Origin of the sequence: Paraburkholderia phenazinium, assembly GCF_900142845.1 — a bacterium.
GTDB classification, from domain to species: domain Bacteria; phylum Pseudomonadota; class Gammaproteobacteria; order Burkholderiales; family Burkholderiaceae; genus Paraburkholderia; species Paraburkholderia phenazinium_A.
The window spans coordinates 2647440-2665229 of the sequence record NZ_FSRU01000002.1; the positions used below are offsets into that span (position 1 = coordinate 2647440).

Here is a 17790-nt window from a genome sequence, read left to right on the forward strand (position 1 = left end):
ATAGATGATCGGACAATCGTCAGTCGTAATTGGTAAACCGCGCCTCCGGCGCCGCAGGCGGCGGCAGCGGCGTATACCCCGGCACGCCGGAGCGGAACGCCTGGATCAAGCCGTTGTCGACACTCGACAAGCCCTTGAACGTGATTTGCGCGAGCAAACGCGTGCCCTGGGTCGGCAGTCCGACGTTGTTCACCCCGTCTGCGTAACGCTGCACGCCCACGCCCAGCACCCAGCAGTCGGCGTCGTATTGCAGGCCGATCAGGCTGTCGATGATTGCGTGCCCCTGCAGATCGTAGTTCAGGCGCGCCACACTATACACGTGGTGCGTGAGCGGCCACTGCGCCGAAATCGTGATCTGGTTGACCGGCGTATTGTCCAGCGTCGTATCGGCACGCGTATAGATATAGGCGAGGTTGATCACCTTGCCCGATGCGGGGCTGAAACCGAAGCCGATACTGCTCTGGGTAAGCCGGTTGTTGTCCGCATTATATTGGACCGCGGTTTCCGACGCGAAACCGGCCCCGAGCTTCAGCGACGCCCCGGCGATCAGGTCCGAATGGGTGGCCTGCGCAGGCGTCTGGGTGGGCAGCAGCGTGACCCGTTGATCCTGGAAGTAATACTGCTGCGCCAGCACGAAGCGCGCACGCTCGTCCCCGGTAGCCGGGTTGATGAAGCGCGTGGTGATCGCCGCGGTCAGCCGGTTGGCGTCGGCCACCCGGTCGTCGCCGACGAACGTATTCGGCGTGAAGATTTCCGCGAGCCCGAAGTCCGCGTCCGCCGTGTCGAACAGCGGCGCAAACGTCTGGTTGTGATACGGCGTGTACACGTAGTACAGGCGCGGCTCGAGGGTCTGGATGTAATCCTGGCCGAACAGGCGCACCGAACGCTCGAAGATCAGCCCGGTATCGAACGAGAAGGTCGGGACCGACTCCGTGAAGTCCTTCGGTTGCCCGGCCGGCGAACCCGTGCCGATATTGCTCAGGTTGTACGACGCGAAGTGCCACTGCACCTTCGGCGTGACGAAATAACCGGGGCCGACCACCGAATACGACACGTACGGGTCGAAGGTGAGCCGGTCGCCTTCGGTCGCATCCGCGGTGGTAATGCGGAACCGCGAGAAGTCGCCTGTCGCGCCGAAGTCGAAGCCACCCACGTTGTACTGGGTGTACTTGACGTTCAGTTCAGGTTCACGCCCGTAAGGCGCCGTCGACGGGTAGAGCGTCTGCCAGTTCTGCTCGCGCGCCAGCACCGACCACGGACCGTTGTTGTACGTCAGCCCCGCTTCCTGCTGGTACAGCAGCTGCGTGCCGTTGAGGATCTGGCTGGAAACCGAGCCAAGATCTTCCGGAAAGGTGGCGTCCGAGACCTTGTTGTAATAAACGTAGCCGCCGAAGCCGTTACCGAAGTTCTGGTTGTGCTGAAGGAACAGCGCCCAACGGTTCGTCTTTGTGAGCTGGTCGTCCGGCAGGAACGTACCGCTGATCGAGCCGGAGTAATCCGGCGACAGATAGCGGAACGTCTCGTTCAGCTCCAGACCACGCTTCGAGATGTAATTCGGCGTCAACAACAGGTCGCGGTTCGGCGCGATGTTGAAGTAGTACGGCAGGTTGATCTCGAAGCCGTTGGTCGAGCCGAGCGAGAACGTGGGCGGCAGGAAGCCGCTGCGCCGCTCGCCCGAAAGCGGGAACGACAGCCACGGCGAACCGAAGATCGGCACGCCCTCGAAGAACAGCACGCCGTTGTGCGCGACGCCTTCGTCGGCGCCGGTGTCGAAGTCGAATTCGGTGCCGCGGATGTACCACGCCGGATTGCTCTCGCACTGGCACGCCGTATAGGTACCCTGCGTGAAGACCGAGCGCTCGTTGTCGAGCATGTCGACCCGCGCCGCGCTACCCGAGCCACCCGTCACGTTGAAGCGATACTTCGGCGAGGTCATGAAGCCCTCGCTCGAATCCACCTGCATGTGCGCTTCCGGCCCCTGGAAGGTGGCGCCGTTGTTGATCACGGATACCTTGCCGTAGGCGTCGGCCATGTCGGTATCCTGATCGTAGTGCAGCGCGTCCGCCTTGATCGTGAAGGTGGGACGGCGCACTTCGGCGGAACCCTTGGCGGCCAGGTCCTGATCCGTGGTGCCGTCCGTCTTGTCGCCAAGCACGAAGGTGGCCGGCCTCTGGTCCGCCTGCAACGGGTGTTCCTGGAGCTGCGGGGCAAGCCGCATGCCCCAAGGCGCGTCGACGGGCTGCGCCTGCGCGGCGTCGCCCGACAACTGGGCGTGCGCAAGCGCGGGCATCAGGCCCGGCACGGCAATCAACGCCGCGACGAGCCGCCTTCTGCGGGGCACGCCGCCACGAGAGGGGGTTGTATGGGAAAGCTGTCTTGGCGGCATGTATTCGTTTGGCGAATCGGCTCGACCGCCAGCTCCTGCCCTCCCCCTCCTCCGCCTGAGCAGCCCGACCGTGATGGTGAACTACCCATCAATCCATATTGACAACCGGTCGAACGATGAGGCGGGCGGTAAGGCGGGATGAGCGAAAGCCAGCGTGAGTCGCGTCAAAAAAGTCGTGGGGTATTATATGGCAAGACGTTGCCCCCCTGAATTTGCCTTCCGGTTTTCATGACGCTGCCCCCTGCTTCCCACGCCCCCGACACCCGCCTGCAACTGCTCACCGCCTGGCTGCACAGTCACGCGAACCGTTATGCGCTCGACCTTGCGACGCTGGTCCCCGCGTCCAGCGACGCCAGTTTCCGCCGTTATTTCCGGCTGGACGGTAAGGAAGCGGAAGACGCCGCCGGCACGACACTGATCGCCGTCGATGCGCCGCCGCCGGAAAAGTGCCGCGAATTTGTGCAGATCGCGCAGTTGTTGAGCGCGGCCGGAGTGAATGTGCCGCGCGTGCTGGAGGTCGACTACGAGGCCGGCTTCATGCTCGTCACCGACCTGGGCACCACGGTTTACCTCAACGCGCTGAACCCGGACAACGCGCGCGGCTTGATGCGCGACGCGCTCGATGCCCTGATCCGCTGGCAGCTCGCCTCAAAACCGGACGTGCTGCCGCCGTTCGACGAAGCCTTCCTGCGCCGGGAAATGGAGTTGCTGCCGGAGTGGTTCATCGGCCGCCATCTGGGCCGCGAGATGGACGACAAGACCCGCGGACTGCTCGACCGCACGTTTGCGCTGTTGATCGCCAGCGCGCGAGCGCAGCCGCAGGTCTTCATGCTGCGCGATTTCATGCCGCGCAACCTGATGCTGATGGCCGAGCCCAATCCCGCGAACCCGGGCGTGCTCGACTTCCAGGACGCGGTCTATGGACCGATTACGTACGACGTGGCCTCGCTGTTGCGCGACGCGTTCCTGAGCTGGGACGAAGAGTTCGAGCTCGACTGCTTCGTGTACTACTGGGAGCGCGCCAGAAAGGCCGGCCTGCCGGTCGACGCCGATTTCGGCGAGTTCTACCGGCAACTCGAATGGATGGGCCTGCAGCGGCACATCAAGGTGCTGGGCCTGTTCTGCCGGATCAACTACCGGGACCACAAGCCGCATTACATGAAAGACCTGCCGCGTTTCATCGGTTATGCGCGCAAGGTCGCCGGGCGTTACCGGCCGCTGGCGCCGTTCGCGAAGCTGCTCGACGAGCTGGAAGGCCGTGCCGCCGAAGTCGGCTATACGTTCTGAGCACTGGCCACGATGACGATGTCTCTGACCAAAGCCATGATTTTTGCCGCCGGGCGCGGCGAGCGCATGCGTCCGCTGACGGACCACACCCCGAAGCCGCTGCTCGAGGCCGGCGGCAAGCCGCTGATCGTGTGGCAGATCGAACGGCTGGCGCTTGCGGGATTCCGAACCATCGTGATCAATCACGCATGGCTCGGCGAGCGCATTGAAGCGGCGCTCGGCGACGGTTCGCGCTGGGGCGTGGAACTCCGCTATTCGCCCGAGCAGGAGGCGCTGGAAACGGCCGGCGGAATTGCGCAGGCGCTCCCGCTGCTGGAAGACGGCGCCAGCAGCGAGATCTTTCTCGGCGTGGCCGGCGACGTATATGCCGATTTCGATTACGCGGTATTGCATGCGCAGGCCGGGCGGCTTGCTGCGCGGCCCGAGCCGGGCATGCATCTGGTGATGGTGCCGAATCCGCCGTTTCATCCGGCGGGCGATTTCGGCCTGGTGGATGGCGTCGTGTCGGGCGACGCACTGCCGCGCCTGACGTTCGGCAGCATTGCGCTCTATGACACCCGCATGTTTCGCGCCTTGCCGCGCGGCACGCGGCGCGCGCTGACGCCTTACTATCGGGACACCATCGCGCGTGGGCTGGCGAGCGGCGAGAGATATGACGGCTTGTGGGAGAACGTCGGCACGCCCGAGCAACTGCAGGTGTTGGATGAGCGTTTAAGGCTCGCGGCTGCCGCGCGGTCGTCGTGACCTTAACGGCTAGTGGCTGTCCTCATGTGCCACTGCCCCCTCCGGCACCTCCTCCGCTTGCGCTGCGCGTTGCTGCTGCAGCGCCCACATCTGCGAGAACAGGCCGCCGGCGCGCAGCAGCTCCGCATGCGTGCCGCGCTCGACGATGCGCCCCTTGTCCATCACGATGATCTGCTGCGCGTGCACCACCGTCGACAGCCGGTGCGCAATGATCAGCGTAGTGCGCTCGCGGGCGATCTGATCGAGTTCATGCTGGATCGCGCGCTCCGAACGTGAGTCGAGAGCGGAGGTCGCTTCGTCGAACAGCAGAATGGGCGGATTTTTCAGGATCGTACGGGCAATCGCCACGCGCTGTTTCTCGCCGCCCGACAACTTCAGTCCACGCTCGCCGACCGCCGTGTCGTAGCCCTTCGGCAAGCCTTCAATGAAGTCGTGAATGTGCGCGGCGCGCGCCGCCGCGATCACTTCGTCGCGCGTCGCCGACGGGCGGCCATAGGCGATGTTGTAGTAGATCGAGTCGTTGAACAGCACCGTATCCTGCGGCACGATGCCGATCGACGCCCGCAGCGAATCCTGCGTTACGTCGCGGATATCCTGGCCGTCGATCGTGATCGCGCCGCCCGTCTCCCGCTCCAGATCGTAGAAGCGGAACATCAGGCGCGCGAGCGTCGACTTGCCCGAGCCGCTATGGCCGACCACTGCGGTCGTGGTACCGGCGGGTATCGTGAAGCTCACATCGTGCAGGATCTGCCGTGCCGGCTCATAAGAAAAATTGACATGCTCGAAGCGCACTTGCGCCCCGCTCACGACGAGGTCCTGCGCATCGGGCTCGTCCGGGACCTCTTGCGGCGCGCCGAGCAGCGAGAACATGCGGTCCATGTCGGTCAGGCTCTGCTTCAGTTCGCGATACACCACGCCGAGAAAATTCAGCGGAATGTAGAGCTGCAGCATGAAGGTATTGATCAGCACCAGATCGCCGAGCGTGAGCCGCCCCGCCATCACGCCCTGGGTCGCACGCCACAGGATAAAAACGAGCCCCGTGCCGATGATCGCCTGCTGGCCGAAGTTCAGCACGGACAGCGAGTTCTGCGACTTGATCGCCGCGGCCCGATAGCGTTTCAGGTTCTCGTCGTAGCGCTGCGCTTCCCATTCCTCGTTGCCGAAATACTTGACCGTCTCGTAGTTGAGCAGCGAATCGATCGCGCGCGAGTTGGCGCGCGAATCGAGGTCGTTCATCGTGCGGCGGAAATGCGTGCGCCACTCGGTCAGTTTCACGGTGAAGACGATGTACACGGCGAGCGCCACGAACGTGACGATCGCGTAGTACGCCTCGTACTTGATGACGAAGAAGCCGAGCACGAGGCCCACTTCGACCAGCGTCGGCAGGATGCTGTAGAGCGAATACGAAATGAGCTGCGTAATGCCGCGCGTGCCGCGTTCGATGTCGCGCGACATGCCGCCCGTCTGCCGGTCGAGGTGAAAGCGCAGCGACAGTCCATGCAGATGACGGAACACCTTGAGCGCAAGCTGGCGCACGGCGCTCTGCGTGACCTTCGAGAAGAGGATTTCGCGCAACTCGGTGAACAGCGACGTGGACAGCCGCACCACCGCATAGGCCACCACCAGCAAGCCGACGCCACCCAGCAGCACGATGCCCGGCGAGTGATCCGCACGGCCTAGCGCCGTCAGATGCCGCACCGATGCCAAGCCATCGACGATGTGTTTCATCACGATCGGCACGCCGAGATTGGCGACCTTCGCGCCGATCAAGCAAGTGAGCGCGAGCGCGACCCGCCCCTTATAGGTGGCGAGATAGGGCAGCAGCGAGACGATCGTCTGCCAGTCGTTGCGCGGCTGGGTCGAGATCGGCGAGGGTTCGGTGGGGGCGGAATAGCGGCGCATGGGGGTCTGCTGAGGGTGGGGGCGGAAAAGACGGAGGCAGCAGCATGGGGTGCCGCCAACGCTGGTCCGCTGCCGGCCAGGCCGGCGGCAGGCAGAGTGGCGCGCAACCCGGCTGGGCGCTTTCCCGTACAATTCCTGATCTTTCTATTGTCGCAGAAGCCGGCTGGCGCCGCTTTTCATGGGCTGGCCGGTTGCCGGTCGCAATGTTGTCGTGAAGAACCCGCCTGCTCGCCGAGCCAATCCGTTTCCAATGGGTGCCCCGATGACCGATCAACTTCAACTCCCGCAAAAATCGTGTGCGCTGCGCGTCGTGCCGCAACCGTCCGACGCCAATGTCCATGGCGACGTGTTCGGCGGCTGGATCATGGCGCAGGTCGATATCGCCGGGTCGATCCCCGCAAGCCGGCGCGCGAACGGCCGCGTCGCCACCATCGCGGTCAATTCGTTCGTGTTCAAGCAACCGGTGTTCGTCGGCGATCTGCTGAGCTTTTACGCGGACATCGTCAAGACCGGCAATACCTCGGTCACCATCGAAGTCACCGTGTACGCGCAGCGCATGAGCCTCGCGGAAGAAGTGGTGAAGGTCACGGAAGCGACGCTGACCTATGTCGCCACGGATAGCGACCGCCGTCCGCGTGCCCTGCCGGCGCTCGACTGAACCCCTTACGTCCGCGCCCAGTCCCCGCGCAGCAAGCCGAACTGCAGCAGGTCGTGACGCTCGCCCTGCCAATAGCCGGCTTCGCGCGCCCGTCCCTCCTGAACGAAGCCGAGTCCGCGCGCCAGTTTGAGTGACGCGGCATTGTCCGGATGAATCTGCGCGTCGATCCGGTGCAGCTTCATCTCTTCGAAACCCCACGCAAGCGCAGCCGACAAGGCCTCGGCCATCAAACCCGCGCCTCGCGCCGGCCGCGCCAGTTCATAGCCGACGGTACAGGTCTGCCAGCCGCGGTTCCATTTGAACAGCCCGCACGAGCCGATCAGCGACGCGTCGGACTTGCGTTGAATCCCCCAGCGCACACCCGGGTTCGGCGACTGGCGCCATCCGGCAAAAATTTCGATCAGCTTCCGCGCTTGCCGGACGTCGATCATCGGATCGGCGCCGTACCAGCGCATAGCCGGCGCGTCGCCGTGAATCGCAAACAGCGCGGGCGCGTCGTCGGCGACGAGTTCGCGCAGCAACAGCCGGTCGGTTTCGAGCGTGGGGAAGTCGCTCATCGGGCACCTGGTGGAGTGGGAAATGCGAGCGGCAATTCTACATGGGCGCCCGCGCAACGAGTCGGCGCGACCGCCGTCCGGCACGAATCGCGCGAATGCGAGAGAATCGTCGCCATCGCGCAAGCGGGCAAGTTTGCCAACCGGTTTCGCGCGTTCAACCTGTCCATCCGGAATGGGAGTGTGGCGTTGAATCAAAAATCCTCTTCAGCCAATGCGGACGGCGTATTCGAACCGTTCGCCATCAGCGAAGTGCCGCTCGAAGTGTTCGAGCACGGCGAGCGCTTCGGCATGAGTTTCCAGCATCTCAGTTCGTTCGGCGGCGGCTCGCAGGTGAGCGTGTCGATGGAAGTGTTGCCGCCGGGCAAGCAGGCCAACCAGCTCCACTATCACATGCTCGAAGAGGAGCACGTGTTGATCCTCGAAGGCAGTCTCACGCTACGGCTCGGCGCGCAATCGCATGTGATGTCCGCGGGGCAGTACGTCTGCTTTCCCGCCGGCCAGGCCGTGGGGCATGCCTTGCACAATCACACGTCGCAGCCGTGCCGCTATCTGGTGTTCGGCAATCCGCAAGCGCACGACGTGGTGGTGTTCCCCGACTCGGGACGCGTCAGCGTCAGGCTGATGGGCGAGAGCTACAGGAAGTCCGCGCGGATGGAGTACTGGGACAACGTCGATACAACCGGGCCGACCTGAGGCAAGCAGCAGGCGGCCGTTGCGGTCCGCCCATTCAGTCTCGCGGATTGATGCGGGACGTCAGCACGTGATCGGCCCACTCGCCATTGATCTTCAGATAGGCCCGCGCGAGGCCTTCGCGCTCGAAGCCGAGCTTCGTCAGCAGCTTGCCGCTGCGCAGATTCTCCGGACGGTGATTGGCCATGATCCGATGCAAGCGGTACTGGCTGAACACGTGATCGATTGCGGCGCTAAGCGCCTCGTGCATCAAGCCGCGCCCTTCGTAGCGGCCGCCGATCGAAAACCCCAGAAAACAGGCCTGAAAGGGCCCACGCACGATGTTCGTAAAGTTGCATTCGCCCAGCACCGTGCCGGTGAGCCGGCCCCGCAGCAGCAGATGCAGCGCCGAGCCGTGAGTCATCTGCTGCTCCATCACGGCAAGACGTTGCTCGGCCGCCGGCAAGGTGAAGAACTCGTCGGCGCGCAACGGCTCCCAGGGATGCAAATGGGCGCGGTTCTCGATCTGGAACGCGAGCAACGCTTCGGCGTCCGCACGGCTCGCGGTGGAGAGCCGCACGCGCTCGGTGACGATGCCGTCGGCGGGAAAATCGGGAGGGGTCAATTGGCTGAGGCTCCTGTGCCTTCGTTCACGCGAGCATACATCCTGAAGTTGCCGGGGGTGCCGCGCACCATCCGGTAGGCGCGCAGCAGGCCTTCATAGCCGTAACCGCATGTCTTCAGGACGGCGTCGGAGCGCAGGTTCGTTTCAAGCACGGTGGCTTGCACACGCACCCAGCCTTCGTGCGAGAACGCCCATGCCGTGACCGCGGCGCACACCGCGCTCGCGATGCCGCGTCCCCAGTAAGCCGGCGCGAGATCATAGGCGATCTCGGCGCTGCGGTTCACGTCCGACACCGTATGAAAACCGATCGTTCCGACCAGATCGCCGCGCGCCTGATCGACGATCGCCATGCGGCGCATCGACGTGGGCGCGCTCGATTCGAGCGCGTCGAACATCGGCACCAGGTCCGCGGCGCAATGCAGATTCCAACTGGTGTGTTCAACCACGTCGGGGATCGAGAGGTAGTCGAACCATGCCGGCCCATCCGTCCGCTCGAGTTGCCGCAGCGCGATGCCAGGGTAGCCGGAGTCCGGCGGAAAATCGATTCTCATTAGAAATGCTCGTTGACGGCTTTACTAAAGCTCGGTGTCGGTACGGTGCATGCGGCATGCATGCGTCACAAGCTTCGTTCCACGGTCGCGAGGAAGGTTGCGCGCTCATCGGCTTCGGATACGCGAAAGCGCTCCCATTCCGCGCTCACCCGCATGTCGGCGAAGAGGCCGGCTGCGTCCTCGTGGAAATGCAGAAACGCCTTGCCCTTGCGATAAAAAACACCTGGGCGCGTCTCCTTGAGCTCGCTACGCTCGCGTATTGAGGCGATCAGATCGGCGAGCGTGTCCAGGGCTGCGGGTCCAGCATGCTTCATCGATCAGGCTCCTTTGCGACGGCGAGACGGTGCTTATAGATAGCCGATCTTTGACGCGAAGGCAACGGTCGCAAAGACTCGGCCATCGGGCAAGACTAGAAGCTCCCGCGCCTTGTCCAAAGTTTATCGTCGATATACAGTCGCGCGAGTCGCCTGAGGAAACCATGATCCGACCTTGATCCGAGCGTTCGCTCCCGCATAGGAAGCCACGCACCGCAATCCGCGGTGCGCTTGTGCACGCTCGGATTTTCTTCGTCCATTTTCATTTCGCACGTCAACGCTGACGTTGCGTAGGAGTGGGCGTATGTCTTCAAGGATTACGGATCATGAACGAAGCAGGACACTCGGAAGCCCATTTCGGCGCTTACCGCGACTTCTGGTGGAATAGCGATTTCCTGTCGCTCTGCGCAGCGCGGCTCGATTTTCAGTCGCGCCGCCGCGTACTCGATGTAGGTTGCGGCGTCGGTCACTGGAGCCGCGCCATCGCCCCTTTTCTCACGCCCGGCACCCAACTCACTGCGGTCGACCCAGACCCAAAGTGGTTGCAGGCGAATCCGCCGTGGTTAGCGCAGTTGCGGGACCACGATATCGATGCACGCGTCCTGCCCGGCGATGCCATGGCGCTGCCGTTCGCCGACGCCAGCTTCGATTTCGTCACCTGTCAGACCGTGCTGATCCATGTGCCCGACGCAGCCCAGGCGTTAGGCGAAATGGTGCGCGTGCTCGCGCCCGGTGGCTTGCTGCTGTGTGTCGAGCCTGACAACCTGGGTGCATGCACGAGCCGAAGCTCGTGCAGCGACGAGCAGACCCTCGAGCAGGCCATGGCGAGCTTCGGCTTTCAGCTTGCAGTGGAGCGCGGACGCCGGGCATTGCGGCAAGGCGATCATTCGGTGGGCGGATTGCTGCCCGGCCTGTTTGCCGGTGAAGCACTTCGGGATATCGACGTCAGGCTTTCGGACAATGCCATGCCGCTCTACCCGCCGTACGAGCAACCCGGACAACGCGCGCTTCTGGAGGCCATGCAGGACTGGAGCGCCACCGATTCCGCTGCACGCGCGGAGACCTTCGAACTGTTCTGCAAGGGTGGCGGCGACCCCGCACGCTTCGACGAAGTCTGGCTGCAATTCGAACGCGACCAGGCACAGTTGCCAGAGCTAATAGAAAGTCGCCGTTTGACGTTCGCGGGTGGCGCGCTGATGTACATGGTCAGCGGGTACAAGGTCTAATCAGCACGCCTCACGTTGCAAACCATCAGGCCCGGCGTCCGCAAAAACGCCGGGCCTGATTCCGCTTTCCGCGTCACAGATGCTTGTAGTAAAACGTCGTGGCGCAGAACTCGCCATCGGGCATCAGCGCATATTTCGGCACCGTCCCGGCACGCTGCCAACCGGCGCGCTCGTACAGGCGCTCGGCGTCGCCGCCCGTCACTGTATCCAGCACCAGCACGGTCTTGCCTTCCTCACGCGCCACCGCGTCCACGGCCACCATCAACTGCTGCGCAATACCGCGCCGCCGCGCCTTGCGCGACACCAGCATCTTGGCGATATCCGCCCGGTGCGGCTGATTGTCCGGCTGCGCGGTGATCAACTGCACGGTGCCGAGTATCTCGCCTTCGCGCGTTTCCGCGATCAGCAGCACCCGCTCGTTGCGCACCACGCCCTCGGCGACGCCGCGCCAGAACGCCAGCGCTTTGTCACGCGGCAGCGGCAACATGAAGCTCACCGAGGCGCCGCCTTCGACGCAATCGATCAGCACATCCGCCAATGCCTCCACGCAGGCGACGGCTTCATTTGCGCCGATCCGCCGTACGCTGACTTCTTCACTCATCCGTTTCTCCTTGTCTGCGGCAGCGGTACGGTGACCAGCGCCACCAGATAGCGCGCCGACTCGCGAGTGGGGTTGCGAAACACAATGGGACAGTCGAGGCGCATGGTGAGGCAGTCGCCCGTTTCCAGCCGCCAGTGCACCTCGCCCACCGTCATCTCCATCACGCCTTCGATCATCCAGACCTGCTGGTGAATCTCGGCGTCACGGGCGCTCGTGTCGTAAGCGACCTGCTGGCCGGGCGGGAATCTGACCTCCACCAACTGGATAGGCGAACGTGCCGCAGGCGACAGATTGCGACGCACGTACCCGGAGGTCGGATCGGTCCATACCGGCTGCTCGGCGGCGCGCGCCATCGGCGAAGAAACGGCGGCCGGCGTGGCACTGTCTTCGAACAGCGACGCAAGCGTGACGGCCAGCGCGGTGGCGAGCTTGTCGAGCACGGTAGCCGTCGGGCTGCTCTGGCCGCGTTCGATCAGCGAAATGGTGGACCGGCTCACGCCGCTGCGTTCGGCCAGCGTGTCGAGGGAGAAGCCCTGGGCGTCGCGAAGCTCGCGCACCCGGCTGGCGATTCGGTTGTTGATGTCCATGAAATCCAGTTTACTAGAACAAAAATCCAGTAAACTAGAATTTTGCCGCGACCGGGAAAGAAACCCTCGACCCGCGGCGCGCCTTCCGCGAAGCGAAATGAAGTGCCCGCGCTATGCCACCACCATCGCCGCCGCCCCGCCCTGCAGCAAACCCGGAATGGCGTCGCGCGGCATCGGTCTGGAAAAGAAGAAGCCCTGCATTTCGTCGCAGGCGCGCTCCTTGAGAAAATCGAGCTGCGCGGAGGTCTCCACGCCTTCGGCAATTACCTGCAATTTCAGCGAATGCGCGAGCGCGATGATCGCCGAAGTGATGGTCTCGTCGTCGCCCGAGACGCCGATATCCGACACAAACGAGCGGTCGATCTTCAGGCGGTCCACCGGGAAGCGCTTCAGGTAGCTGAGGCTCGAATAGCCGGTGCCGAAATCGTCGATGGCAAGGCCAATCCCCAGCGCGTGCAACGCGTTGAGCATCAGCACCGCTTCCTCGGCGTTGCGCATGATGGTGCTTTCGGTGAGCTCAAGTTCGAGATACTGCGGCTCGAGCCCGGTCTCCTCGAGCACCTGGGTCACCAGCTTGGCGATATCGTGCTGCTGGAACTGCCGCGCCGACAGGTTCACCGACACCCGCGCCGGCGGCAAGCCCTCATCCTGCCAGGCCTTGTTTTGCCGGCACGCCTCGCGCAGCACCCACTCGGAGAGCGGCCCGATCAACCCGCACTCCTCCGCCACCGGAATGAACGACGACGGCGGGATCAGTCCCACTTCCGGATCGCGCCAGCGCACCAGCGCCTCCATGCCGACGATCTGTCCGGTCACGATATCCACCTGGGGCTGGTAGTGCAGCAGGAACTCGTTGTCGCGCAAGGCGCGCCGCAGACGGCGTTCGAGATTCAGCCGCGCGCCGGCGCTCGCATTCATCTCCGGCTGGTAGAACTGGAAGTTGTTGCGGCCCATGTCCTTCGCGCGGTACATCGCGAGATCGGCCTTCTTCATCAGCGTTTCGGCATCCTCGCCATCCTGTGGGAACAGGCTCGCGCCCATGCTGCAGCCCACGTACAGCTCCGTGCCGTCGAGCCACACCGGCTCCGAGATCGACGCCCTGACGCGCTCCATCCACGCAATCAGCGACTGCTCGTCGACGATATCGGTCATCACGACCACGAACTCGTCGCCGCCATGACGCGCCACCGTGTCGCTCGCCCGCGCGCAGCGCGCGAGCCGCTCGGCGACGACGCTCAGCAAGCGGTCGCCGACGCTGTGCCCGAGGCTGTCGTTGACGTTCTTGAAGCCGTCCAGATCCATGAACACGACCGCGACGCCCTTCTGATGGCGCTTCGCCACGATCAACGCATGCTGCAGACGGTCGCGCAGCAGATTGCGGTTCGGCAGGCGGGTGAGGCTGTCGTAGTTCGCCTGATACTCGAGCTGCTCCTGATAGCGGATCAAGTCAGTGACGTCGTTGATGACGCCGATGTGATGCGTCGTCGCGCCATCCGGATTCGGCACCGGCGCGATGAAGAGCTGGTTCCAGAACAGCGCGCCGTCTTTACGGTAGTTGCGCAGCACCGCGCTCACTTCGCGATTGGCGGCCAGCGACTGGCGGATCAAGGCGATCCCTTCCTGATCGCGGTCGTCGCGTTGCAACAGCCGGCAGTCCTGACCGATCACCTCGGCCGCGTCGTAGCCCGTGATGCGCTTGAACGCCGGATTGACGTATTCGATCAGATTGCCGGCCGCGGTCGGCCCGGTGATCAAAATGGCGTTGACGCTCGCATCGAGCGCGCGGCTTTGCAGGCGCAGCGCGAGGTCGGCGCGCTTGCGCTCGGTGATGTCCGTATAGGAGCCGAGCACGCCGATCACCCGGCCGTCGCTATCGGTAAACGGCAGCTTGCTCGTCACGGTGGTGCGATGCACGCCGTCGATCATCAGATCGACCTCGAAGTTCATCTTCGGCACGCCGGTGCTGACCACCTCGACGTCGTGCGCCCGGACCTCGTCGGCGAGCGCGCGCCAGGGCAGATCGTGATCGGTCTTGCCCACCACCTGCTCGGGATAAGCCAGCCCCGCATCGCGCGCGAACGCCATGTTGCAGCCGAGATAGCGCGAGTCCTGATCCTTCCAGAAAATGCGCTGCGGGATATTGTCGATCACCGTCTCAAGCATCTGGTTCGAGCGCTGCGCCTCGGCTTCTGCGTTGATCTGCTCGGTGACGTCGTCGGCCAGCACGAACGTCGCCGGACGGCCCAGGTAGGTCAGGTAGTGGTACGAAATGTCGGCGCTGATGGTCGAGCCGTCCTTGCGCCGGTGATGCCACACGCCCGCCATGATGCGGCCCTGCATGGGGCCGCCTTCGCTGCGCGAGAGATGCGATTCGAGGCGGCCGATCTCGCCGCTCGGCCGGATCGCGCGGATCGTCATGGCGAGGAACTCGCTCTCCGAATAGCCGTATTGCTGGGTAGCGGCGGTATTGACCGCGAGAAAGCGCAGCGTTTCGCGATCGAAGATGTACATCGGCACCGGGTGGGTGTCGAACAGGCCGCGAAAGCGCTCGTCGTGGCGCCGCAAGGCCTTGGCGACCCGCAGCCGTTCGCGTGCCGCGCTCTCGCGGGCGCCGAAGGTGTAGATCAGCAGCGAACTGCCCGCCAGCATGGTGACGATCAGCAGCAGCATGGCGCGCTGGGTCTGCCGGGTCGACTCCACCAGCGACACCTGCAGCGCGTGATTCTCCTGCTGCCGCAAGGTCGTCAGCGCGGCTTCCACCCGGCCCAGTTGCATCCCCAGCCGCGTATAGGCCGACGCCGCCCAGGCGCGCGATTCGTCGGGCGCGCTGGCCTGCGCCCGCACCAGCGCGGCCTCGATGTCATCTTGCAGACCGCGGCTCTCACGGCTCAGGTTGCCCAGCGAGGCGGCCATCGACGGCTGGTCGGCGAGCTCGGCGGCCAGTGTGCGCTCCAGTCCGGCGAGCGACGCCGTCATCGTCGAGGCGGCGTCGGCCGGCTCCGGGCGGCCCGTCGCCTCGAAGCGCCCCAGCGCCGCCAGGCCGTCGTCGAGCGTGGCGCGATAGGCGTCGAGATTCTGGCGGATGTCGGTCGAGCGCAGGGTACGCACGTCGGCGTCGCGCTGGCCGCGGATCTGCGTGTAGGCGACGAACGCGTTCGCGCCGACCGCCGCGGCGACGACTGCCAGATTGATCAGCAGCCGCCTCGATAGGAAAGGAGTCATGGGTTCCGAACGTCAGTCGTTCTGCGGGCGGGAGCGCGCTCTGGGTCGTCCGCTTTCGATGCGTCGTGTTGCACGTGCATCTTCCTGCATCCGCCCGGTCTTTGGGTCTTTTACGCGCCAACCCATGGTTAACGGCAGCGGTCGGAACAGCTTGAGGGCCAAGGGCGAAAATAGTTGCGCCAGATCTACCCGGCCAACCCGAATTCCCTCATGGCGGGCACAAAGTCGTGATTCGCTTCCGGCTTACGCGACAGCTTGGCAAGCACATAGCGTTTGAACGGGGCGAGTTGCGACCATTGGTCCGCGCTGGGAGCGTGCAGGCCAGCGAGACGCGACTGCTGCAGCACCCCGTCCGGCACCGCATCCGCGCGACGCCACGCCGGCGCGTCTTCGGGGGTGAACCAGTCCGGTTCCACATTGGCATGGGTGCGCAGCATTTCGAACAGCGCGTGATCGAAATTCGGCTCGATGGCAGCGTCTTCCTCGACCGGAAAACGCGCCAGCAGCTTGCGGTCTTCGTGCGGCAGCATCTGCCATTGGGCCAGCGAGATGCGCAGGCCGAAGCGGTCGAGATTGAAACGTACGGCCATCGGGATATAGGTGAGATCCTCCGACGACTCGACTTCGAAGTCGAACAGGAGGGGTGCTTCGTTCAGTCCCATGACAGTGTCCTCGTCGATGCTTCTTGCTGCGCTTGAATGCCAGGCAACACGCAATGCCGGCTTGAGGTATTTTAGAACCTTATTCGCGCGACGGCGGCCCGGCCCGGCCTGGCCTCGCTTGGGACGCACGCGCGCAGCGCAAGGTTAAAGGAGTCAGAGTGTGAACGAACTGGAAACGGCCGGACAGCCGGGTACTGTCGAGCGTCAGGTGCGCCGGCATCGCGGCGCCGCGGTGGAAACCGTGACCGATCATGTCGGTCAGGAATGGCCCGTGGCGCTCGTCTTCAACGGTATTTCGCATGCGGTGATGATGTGCACCCCGCGCGATCTGGAGGCGTTCGCGGTGGGATTCGCGATTTCGGAAGGGATTGTCGAGCGCAGCAGCGACATTCAGGACATCGAGGTCGTGTTGCATGGCGGCGAATTGCCGCATGCTGAAGTGCAATTGCAGGTCGTGCAACAGGCGTTTGTCGCACTGAAGGAAAAGCGTCGGGCACTCGCCGGTCGGACCGGCTGCGGCGTGTGCGGCATCGAAAGCATCGATTTGCTGGACCTGAAACCGGAGCGCGTGCCGGATACCGGTTTTCTCGAGCGGCTCGCACCGGATGCGATCGCCCACGCCGCGCGCGCGTTGCCGGAACACCAGGCGCTGACCCGGCTGACCGGTGGCCTGCACGCGGCGGCATGGTGCGATGCGACAGGCGCGATCCGCCTCGCGTACGAGGACGTCGGCCGTCATAACGCGCTGGACAAGCTGATCGGCCAACTGGTGCTCGACCGTGCCGATACGCGCGACGGCTTCGTGTTCCTGTCGAGCCGCGCGAGCTATGAACTGGTGCGCAAGGCCGCGCGCGTCGGCGTGCCGATGCTGGCGACCATCTCGGCGCCGTCGTCGCTGGCGATTTCGATTGCGCGGCAGGCCGGCGTGCGGCTGGTGAGCTTCTGCCGCGAAGCGGGTTACGTCGACTACGAGACGGTGTGAACCGCCCCGCCAACCTCAATCGAATTGCCGGAAATCCGGCTTGCGCTTCTCGAAGAACGCCTTGAACGCCTCGCGCGCTTCCGGCGCGAGCAGCATCTTGCCGAAGTGCAGCGCTTCCTCGGTCATCTGCGTTTGCAGTTCATGGTGGCTCGCACGCTTCATCAGCGACTTGGTGACGCGCAGCGACGATGCCGGCAACGCCGCCAGTTTCGAAGCCTGCGCCAGCGCAAAGGCATCCACTTCCGCAACCGGCAGCAGGCGGTTCACGAAGCCCATCCGCTGCGCCTCACGCGCGTCGAAAGCCTCGCCCAGCAGCAGCTTTTCAGCAGCGGCCTGATAGCCCGCCACACGCTGCAACAGCAGGCTCGACGCCGCTTCCGGGCACAGCCCAAGCTGCGAGAACGGCAGCGAGAAGGTCGCCGTGTCGGCGGCGTAGACCAGATCGCAATGCAGCAACAGCGTGGTGCCGATGCCCACCGCCGCGCCCGCCACCGACGCCACCACCGGCTTTTCCGCCGCGCTGATGGCGCGCAGGAACTGGAACACCGGCGCGTTCTCGCCCATCGGCGGGCTCTTCATGAAGTCTTCCAGATCGTTGCCGGCGCTGAAAATCCCCACGCTGCCGCGAATCAGGATGGCGCGGACCGTCGCATCGCCCTGGGCTTCGACCAGCGCATCGGCCATCGTCTGGTACATGGCGGCCGTAATCGCGTTCTTCTTGTCGGGCCGGTTGAAGGCAATCGTCAGCACGCCGTTGGCGCGCTCGACCAGAATATCCATTGTCATCTCCTCGTTGTGCTGCTCGATGCTGCGTACT

General features: G+C 64.3%; 17 protein-coding genes. 6 read left to right on the top strand and 11 right to left on the bottom strand.

The features are described 5' to 3' along the window. Positions 1–19 precede the first annotated feature (19 nt). Entirely contained in the window at positions 20–2386 is a 2367-nt protein-coding gene (locus BUS12_RS28850; RefSeq protein ID WP_074300770.1) for an LPS-assembly protein LptD, read from the bottom strand. A gap of 228 nt (positions 2387–2614) precedes the next feature. On the opposite strand from BUS12_RS28850, the gene BUS12_RS28855 reads away from it, so the two are divergent. Both BUS12_RS28855 and murU read left to right on the top strand, forming a co-directional pair. Continuing rightward, positions 2615–3673 carry an aminoglycoside phosphotransferase family protein gene (locus tag BUS12_RS28855; protein WP_074300771.1) on the top strand — a complete coding sequence of 353 codons (1059 nt, stop codon included), beginning with the start codon at positions 2615–2617 and terminating at the stop codon, positions 3671–3673. 12 nt (positions 3674–3685) lie between these two features. Next, positions 3686–4417, top strand: a complete 732-nt coding sequence (gene murU, locus BUS12_RS28860; RefSeq protein WP_074300772.1) for an N-acetylmuramate alpha-1-phosphate uridylyltransferase MurU — start codon at positions 3686–3688, stop codon at positions 4415–4417. A gap of 9 nt (positions 4418–4426) precedes the next feature. Here the strand turns inward: murU and BUS12_RS28865 are convergent, their stop codons facing one another. Continuing rightward, entirely contained in the window at positions 4427–6319 is a 1893-nt protein-coding gene (locus BUS12_RS28865) for an ABCB family ABC transporter ATP-binding protein/permease (RefSeq protein ID WP_074300773.1), read from the bottom strand. Positions 6320–6581: 262 nt separating this feature from the next. Here BUS12_RS28865 and BUS12_RS28870 point away from each other — a divergent pair, with 262 nt between their 5' ends. Then, positions 6582–6977, top strand: a complete 396-nt coding sequence (locus tag BUS12_RS28870) for an acyl-CoA thioesterase (RefSeq protein ID WP_074301766.1) — start codon at positions 6582–6584, stop codon at positions 6975–6977. A gap of 5 nt (positions 6978–6982) precedes the next feature. Here BUS12_RS28870 and BUS12_RS28875 read toward each other — a convergent pair whose 3' ends face one another. Next, a complete protein-coding gene (locus BUS12_RS28875; RefSeq protein ID WP_074300774.1) occupies positions 6983–7534 on the bottom strand; it encodes a GNAT family N-acetyltransferase in 552 nt (183 codons plus the stop codon). Positions 7535–7720: 186 nt separating this feature from the next. Between BUS12_RS28875 and BUS12_RS28880 the strand changes: the two genes are divergently transcribed. Then, positions 7721–8227, top strand: a complete 507-nt coding sequence (locus tag BUS12_RS28880; RefSeq protein ID WP_074301767.1) for a cupin domain-containing protein — start codon at positions 7721–7723, stop codon at positions 8225–8227. Positions 8228–8261: 34 nt separating this feature from the next. Here the strand turns inward: BUS12_RS28880 and BUS12_RS28885 are convergent, their stop codons facing one another. The 3 genes from BUS12_RS28885 to BUS12_RS28895 form a co-directional block, all read right to left on the bottom strand. Then, a complete protein-coding gene (locus tag BUS12_RS28885) occupies positions 8262–8828 on the bottom strand; it encodes a GNAT family N-acetyltransferase (RefSeq protein WP_074300775.1) in 567 nt (188 codons plus the stop codon). After that, positions 8825–9379, bottom strand: coding sequence for a GNAT family N-acetyltransferase (locus BUS12_RS28890; protein ID WP_074300776.1), 555 nt, complete (start codon positions 9377–9379; stop codon positions 8825–8827). Before BUS12_RS28890 ends, BUS12_RS28885 begins: the two co-directional genes overlap by 4 nt. Positions 9380–9444: 65 nt before the next feature. Continuing rightward, complete coding sequence (locus tag BUS12_RS28895; RefSeq protein WP_074300777.1) at positions 9445–9693, bottom strand: hypothetical protein; 249 nt, start codon at positions 9691–9693, stop codon at positions 9445–9447. A gap of 326 nt (positions 9694–10019) precedes the next feature. Between BUS12_RS28895 and BUS12_RS28900 the strand changes: the two genes are divergently transcribed. Then, the gene (locus BUS12_RS28900; RefSeq protein WP_074300778.1) at positions 10020–10919 is read left to right on the top strand and encodes a class I SAM-dependent methyltransferase; all 900 of its coding nucleotides are present in this window, start codon (positions 10020–10022) and stop codon (positions 10917–10919) included. Positions 10920–10992: 73 nt separating this feature from the next. Here BUS12_RS28900 and BUS12_RS28905 read toward each other — a convergent pair whose 3' ends face one another. From BUS12_RS28905 to BUS12_RS28920, 4 genes are all read right to left on the bottom strand, one after another. Then, entirely contained in the window at positions 10993–11520 is a 528-nt protein-coding gene (locus tag BUS12_RS28905) for a GNAT family N-acetyltransferase (RefSeq protein WP_074300779.1), read from the bottom strand. Further along, positions 11517–12107 carry a helix-turn-helix domain-containing protein gene (locus BUS12_RS28910; protein WP_074300780.1) on the bottom strand — a complete coding sequence of 197 codons (591 nt, stop codon included), beginning with the start codon at positions 12105–12107 and terminating at the stop codon, positions 11517–11519. The genes BUS12_RS28905 and BUS12_RS28910 overlap by 4 nt, the downstream gene beginning before the upstream one ends. A gap of 111 nt (positions 12108–12218) precedes the next feature. Further along, the gene (locus tag BUS12_RS28915; protein WP_074300781.1) at positions 12219–15329 is read right to left on the bottom strand and encodes a sensor domain-containing protein; all 3111 of its coding nucleotides are present in this window, start codon (positions 15327–15329) and stop codon (positions 12219–12221) included. Between the two features lie 185 nt (positions 15330–15514). After that, positions 15515–15991 (bottom strand): nitrate reductase associated protein, encoded by a 477-nt coding sequence (locus BUS12_RS28920; RefSeq protein WP_074300782.1) that lies wholly within the window; start codon positions 15989–15991, stop codon positions 15515–15517. Positions 15992–16151: 160 nt separating this feature from the next. Between BUS12_RS28920 and fdhD the strand changes: the two genes are divergently transcribed. Beyond that, the gene (gene fdhD, locus BUS12_RS28925; RefSeq protein ID WP_074300783.1) at positions 16152–16973 is read left to right on the top strand and encodes a formate dehydrogenase accessory sulfurtransferase FdhD; all 822 of its coding nucleotides are present in this window, start codon (positions 16152–16154) and stop codon (positions 16971–16973) included. Between the two features lie 15 nt (positions 16974–16988). Here fdhD and BUS12_RS28930 read toward each other — a convergent pair whose 3' ends face one another. Next, positions 16989–17759 carry an enoyl-CoA hydratase gene (locus BUS12_RS28930; RefSeq protein ID WP_074301768.1) on the bottom strand — a complete coding sequence of 257 codons (771 nt, stop codon included), beginning with the start codon at positions 17757–17759 and terminating at the stop codon, positions 16989–16991. Positions 17760–17790 lie beyond the last annotated feature (31 nt).

Bases quoted from the DNA above. Each gene is read 5' to 3' on its own strand.
- BUS12_RS28850 (WP_074300770.1), bottom strand. From the start codon at position 2,386: ATGCCGCCAAGACAGCTTTCCCATACAACCCCCTCTCGTGGCGGCGTG.
- BUS12_RS28855 (WP_074300771.1), top strand. From the start codon at position 2,615: ATGACGCTGCCCCCTGCTTCCCACGCCCCCGACACCCGCCTGCAACTG.
- murU (WP_074300772.1), top strand. From the start codon at position 3,686: ATGACGATGTCTCTGACCAAAGCCATGATTTTTGCCGCCGGGCGCGGC.
- BUS12_RS28865 (WP_074300773.1), bottom strand. From the start codon at position 6,319: ATGCGCCGCTATTCCGCCCCCACCGAACCCTCGCCGATCTCGACCCAG.
- BUS12_RS28870 (WP_074301766.1), top strand. From the start codon at position 6,582: ATGACCGATCAACTTCAACTCCCGCAAAAATCGTGTGCGCTGCGCGTC.
- BUS12_RS28875 (WP_074300774.1), bottom strand. From the start codon at position 7,534: ATGAGCGACTTCCCCACGCTCGAAACCGACCGGCTGTTGCTGCGCGAA.
- BUS12_RS28890 (WP_074300776.1), bottom strand. From the start codon at position 9,379: ATGAGAATCGATTTTCCGCCGGACTCCGGCTACCCTGGCATCGCGCTG.
- BUS12_RS28895 (WP_074300777.1), bottom strand. From the start codon at position 9,693: ATGAAGCATGCTGGACCCGCAGCCCTGGACACGCTCGCCGATCTGATC.
- BUS12_RS28900 (WP_074300778.1), top strand. From the start codon at position 10,020: ATGAACGAAGCAGGACACTCGGAAGCCCATTTCGGCGCTTACCGCGAC.
- BUS12_RS28905 (WP_074300779.1), bottom strand. From the start codon at position 11,520: ATGAGTGAAGAAGTCAGCGTACGGCGGATCGGCGCAAATGAAGCCGTC.
- BUS12_RS28910 (WP_074300780.1), bottom strand. From the start codon at position 12,107: ATGGACATCAACAACCGAATCGCCAGCCGGGTGCGCGAGCTTCGCGAC.
- BUS12_RS28915 (WP_074300781.1), bottom strand. From the start codon at position 15,329: ATGACTCCTTTCCTATCGAGGCGGCTGCTGATCAATCTGGCAGTCGTC.
- BUS12_RS28920 (WP_074300782.1), bottom strand. From the start codon at position 15,991: ATGGGACTGAACGAAGCACCCCTCCTGTTCGACTTCGAAGTCGAGTCG.
- BUS12_RS28930 (WP_074301768.1), bottom strand. From the start codon at position 17,759: ATGACAATGGATATTCTGGTCGAGCGCGCCAACGGCGTGCTGACGATT.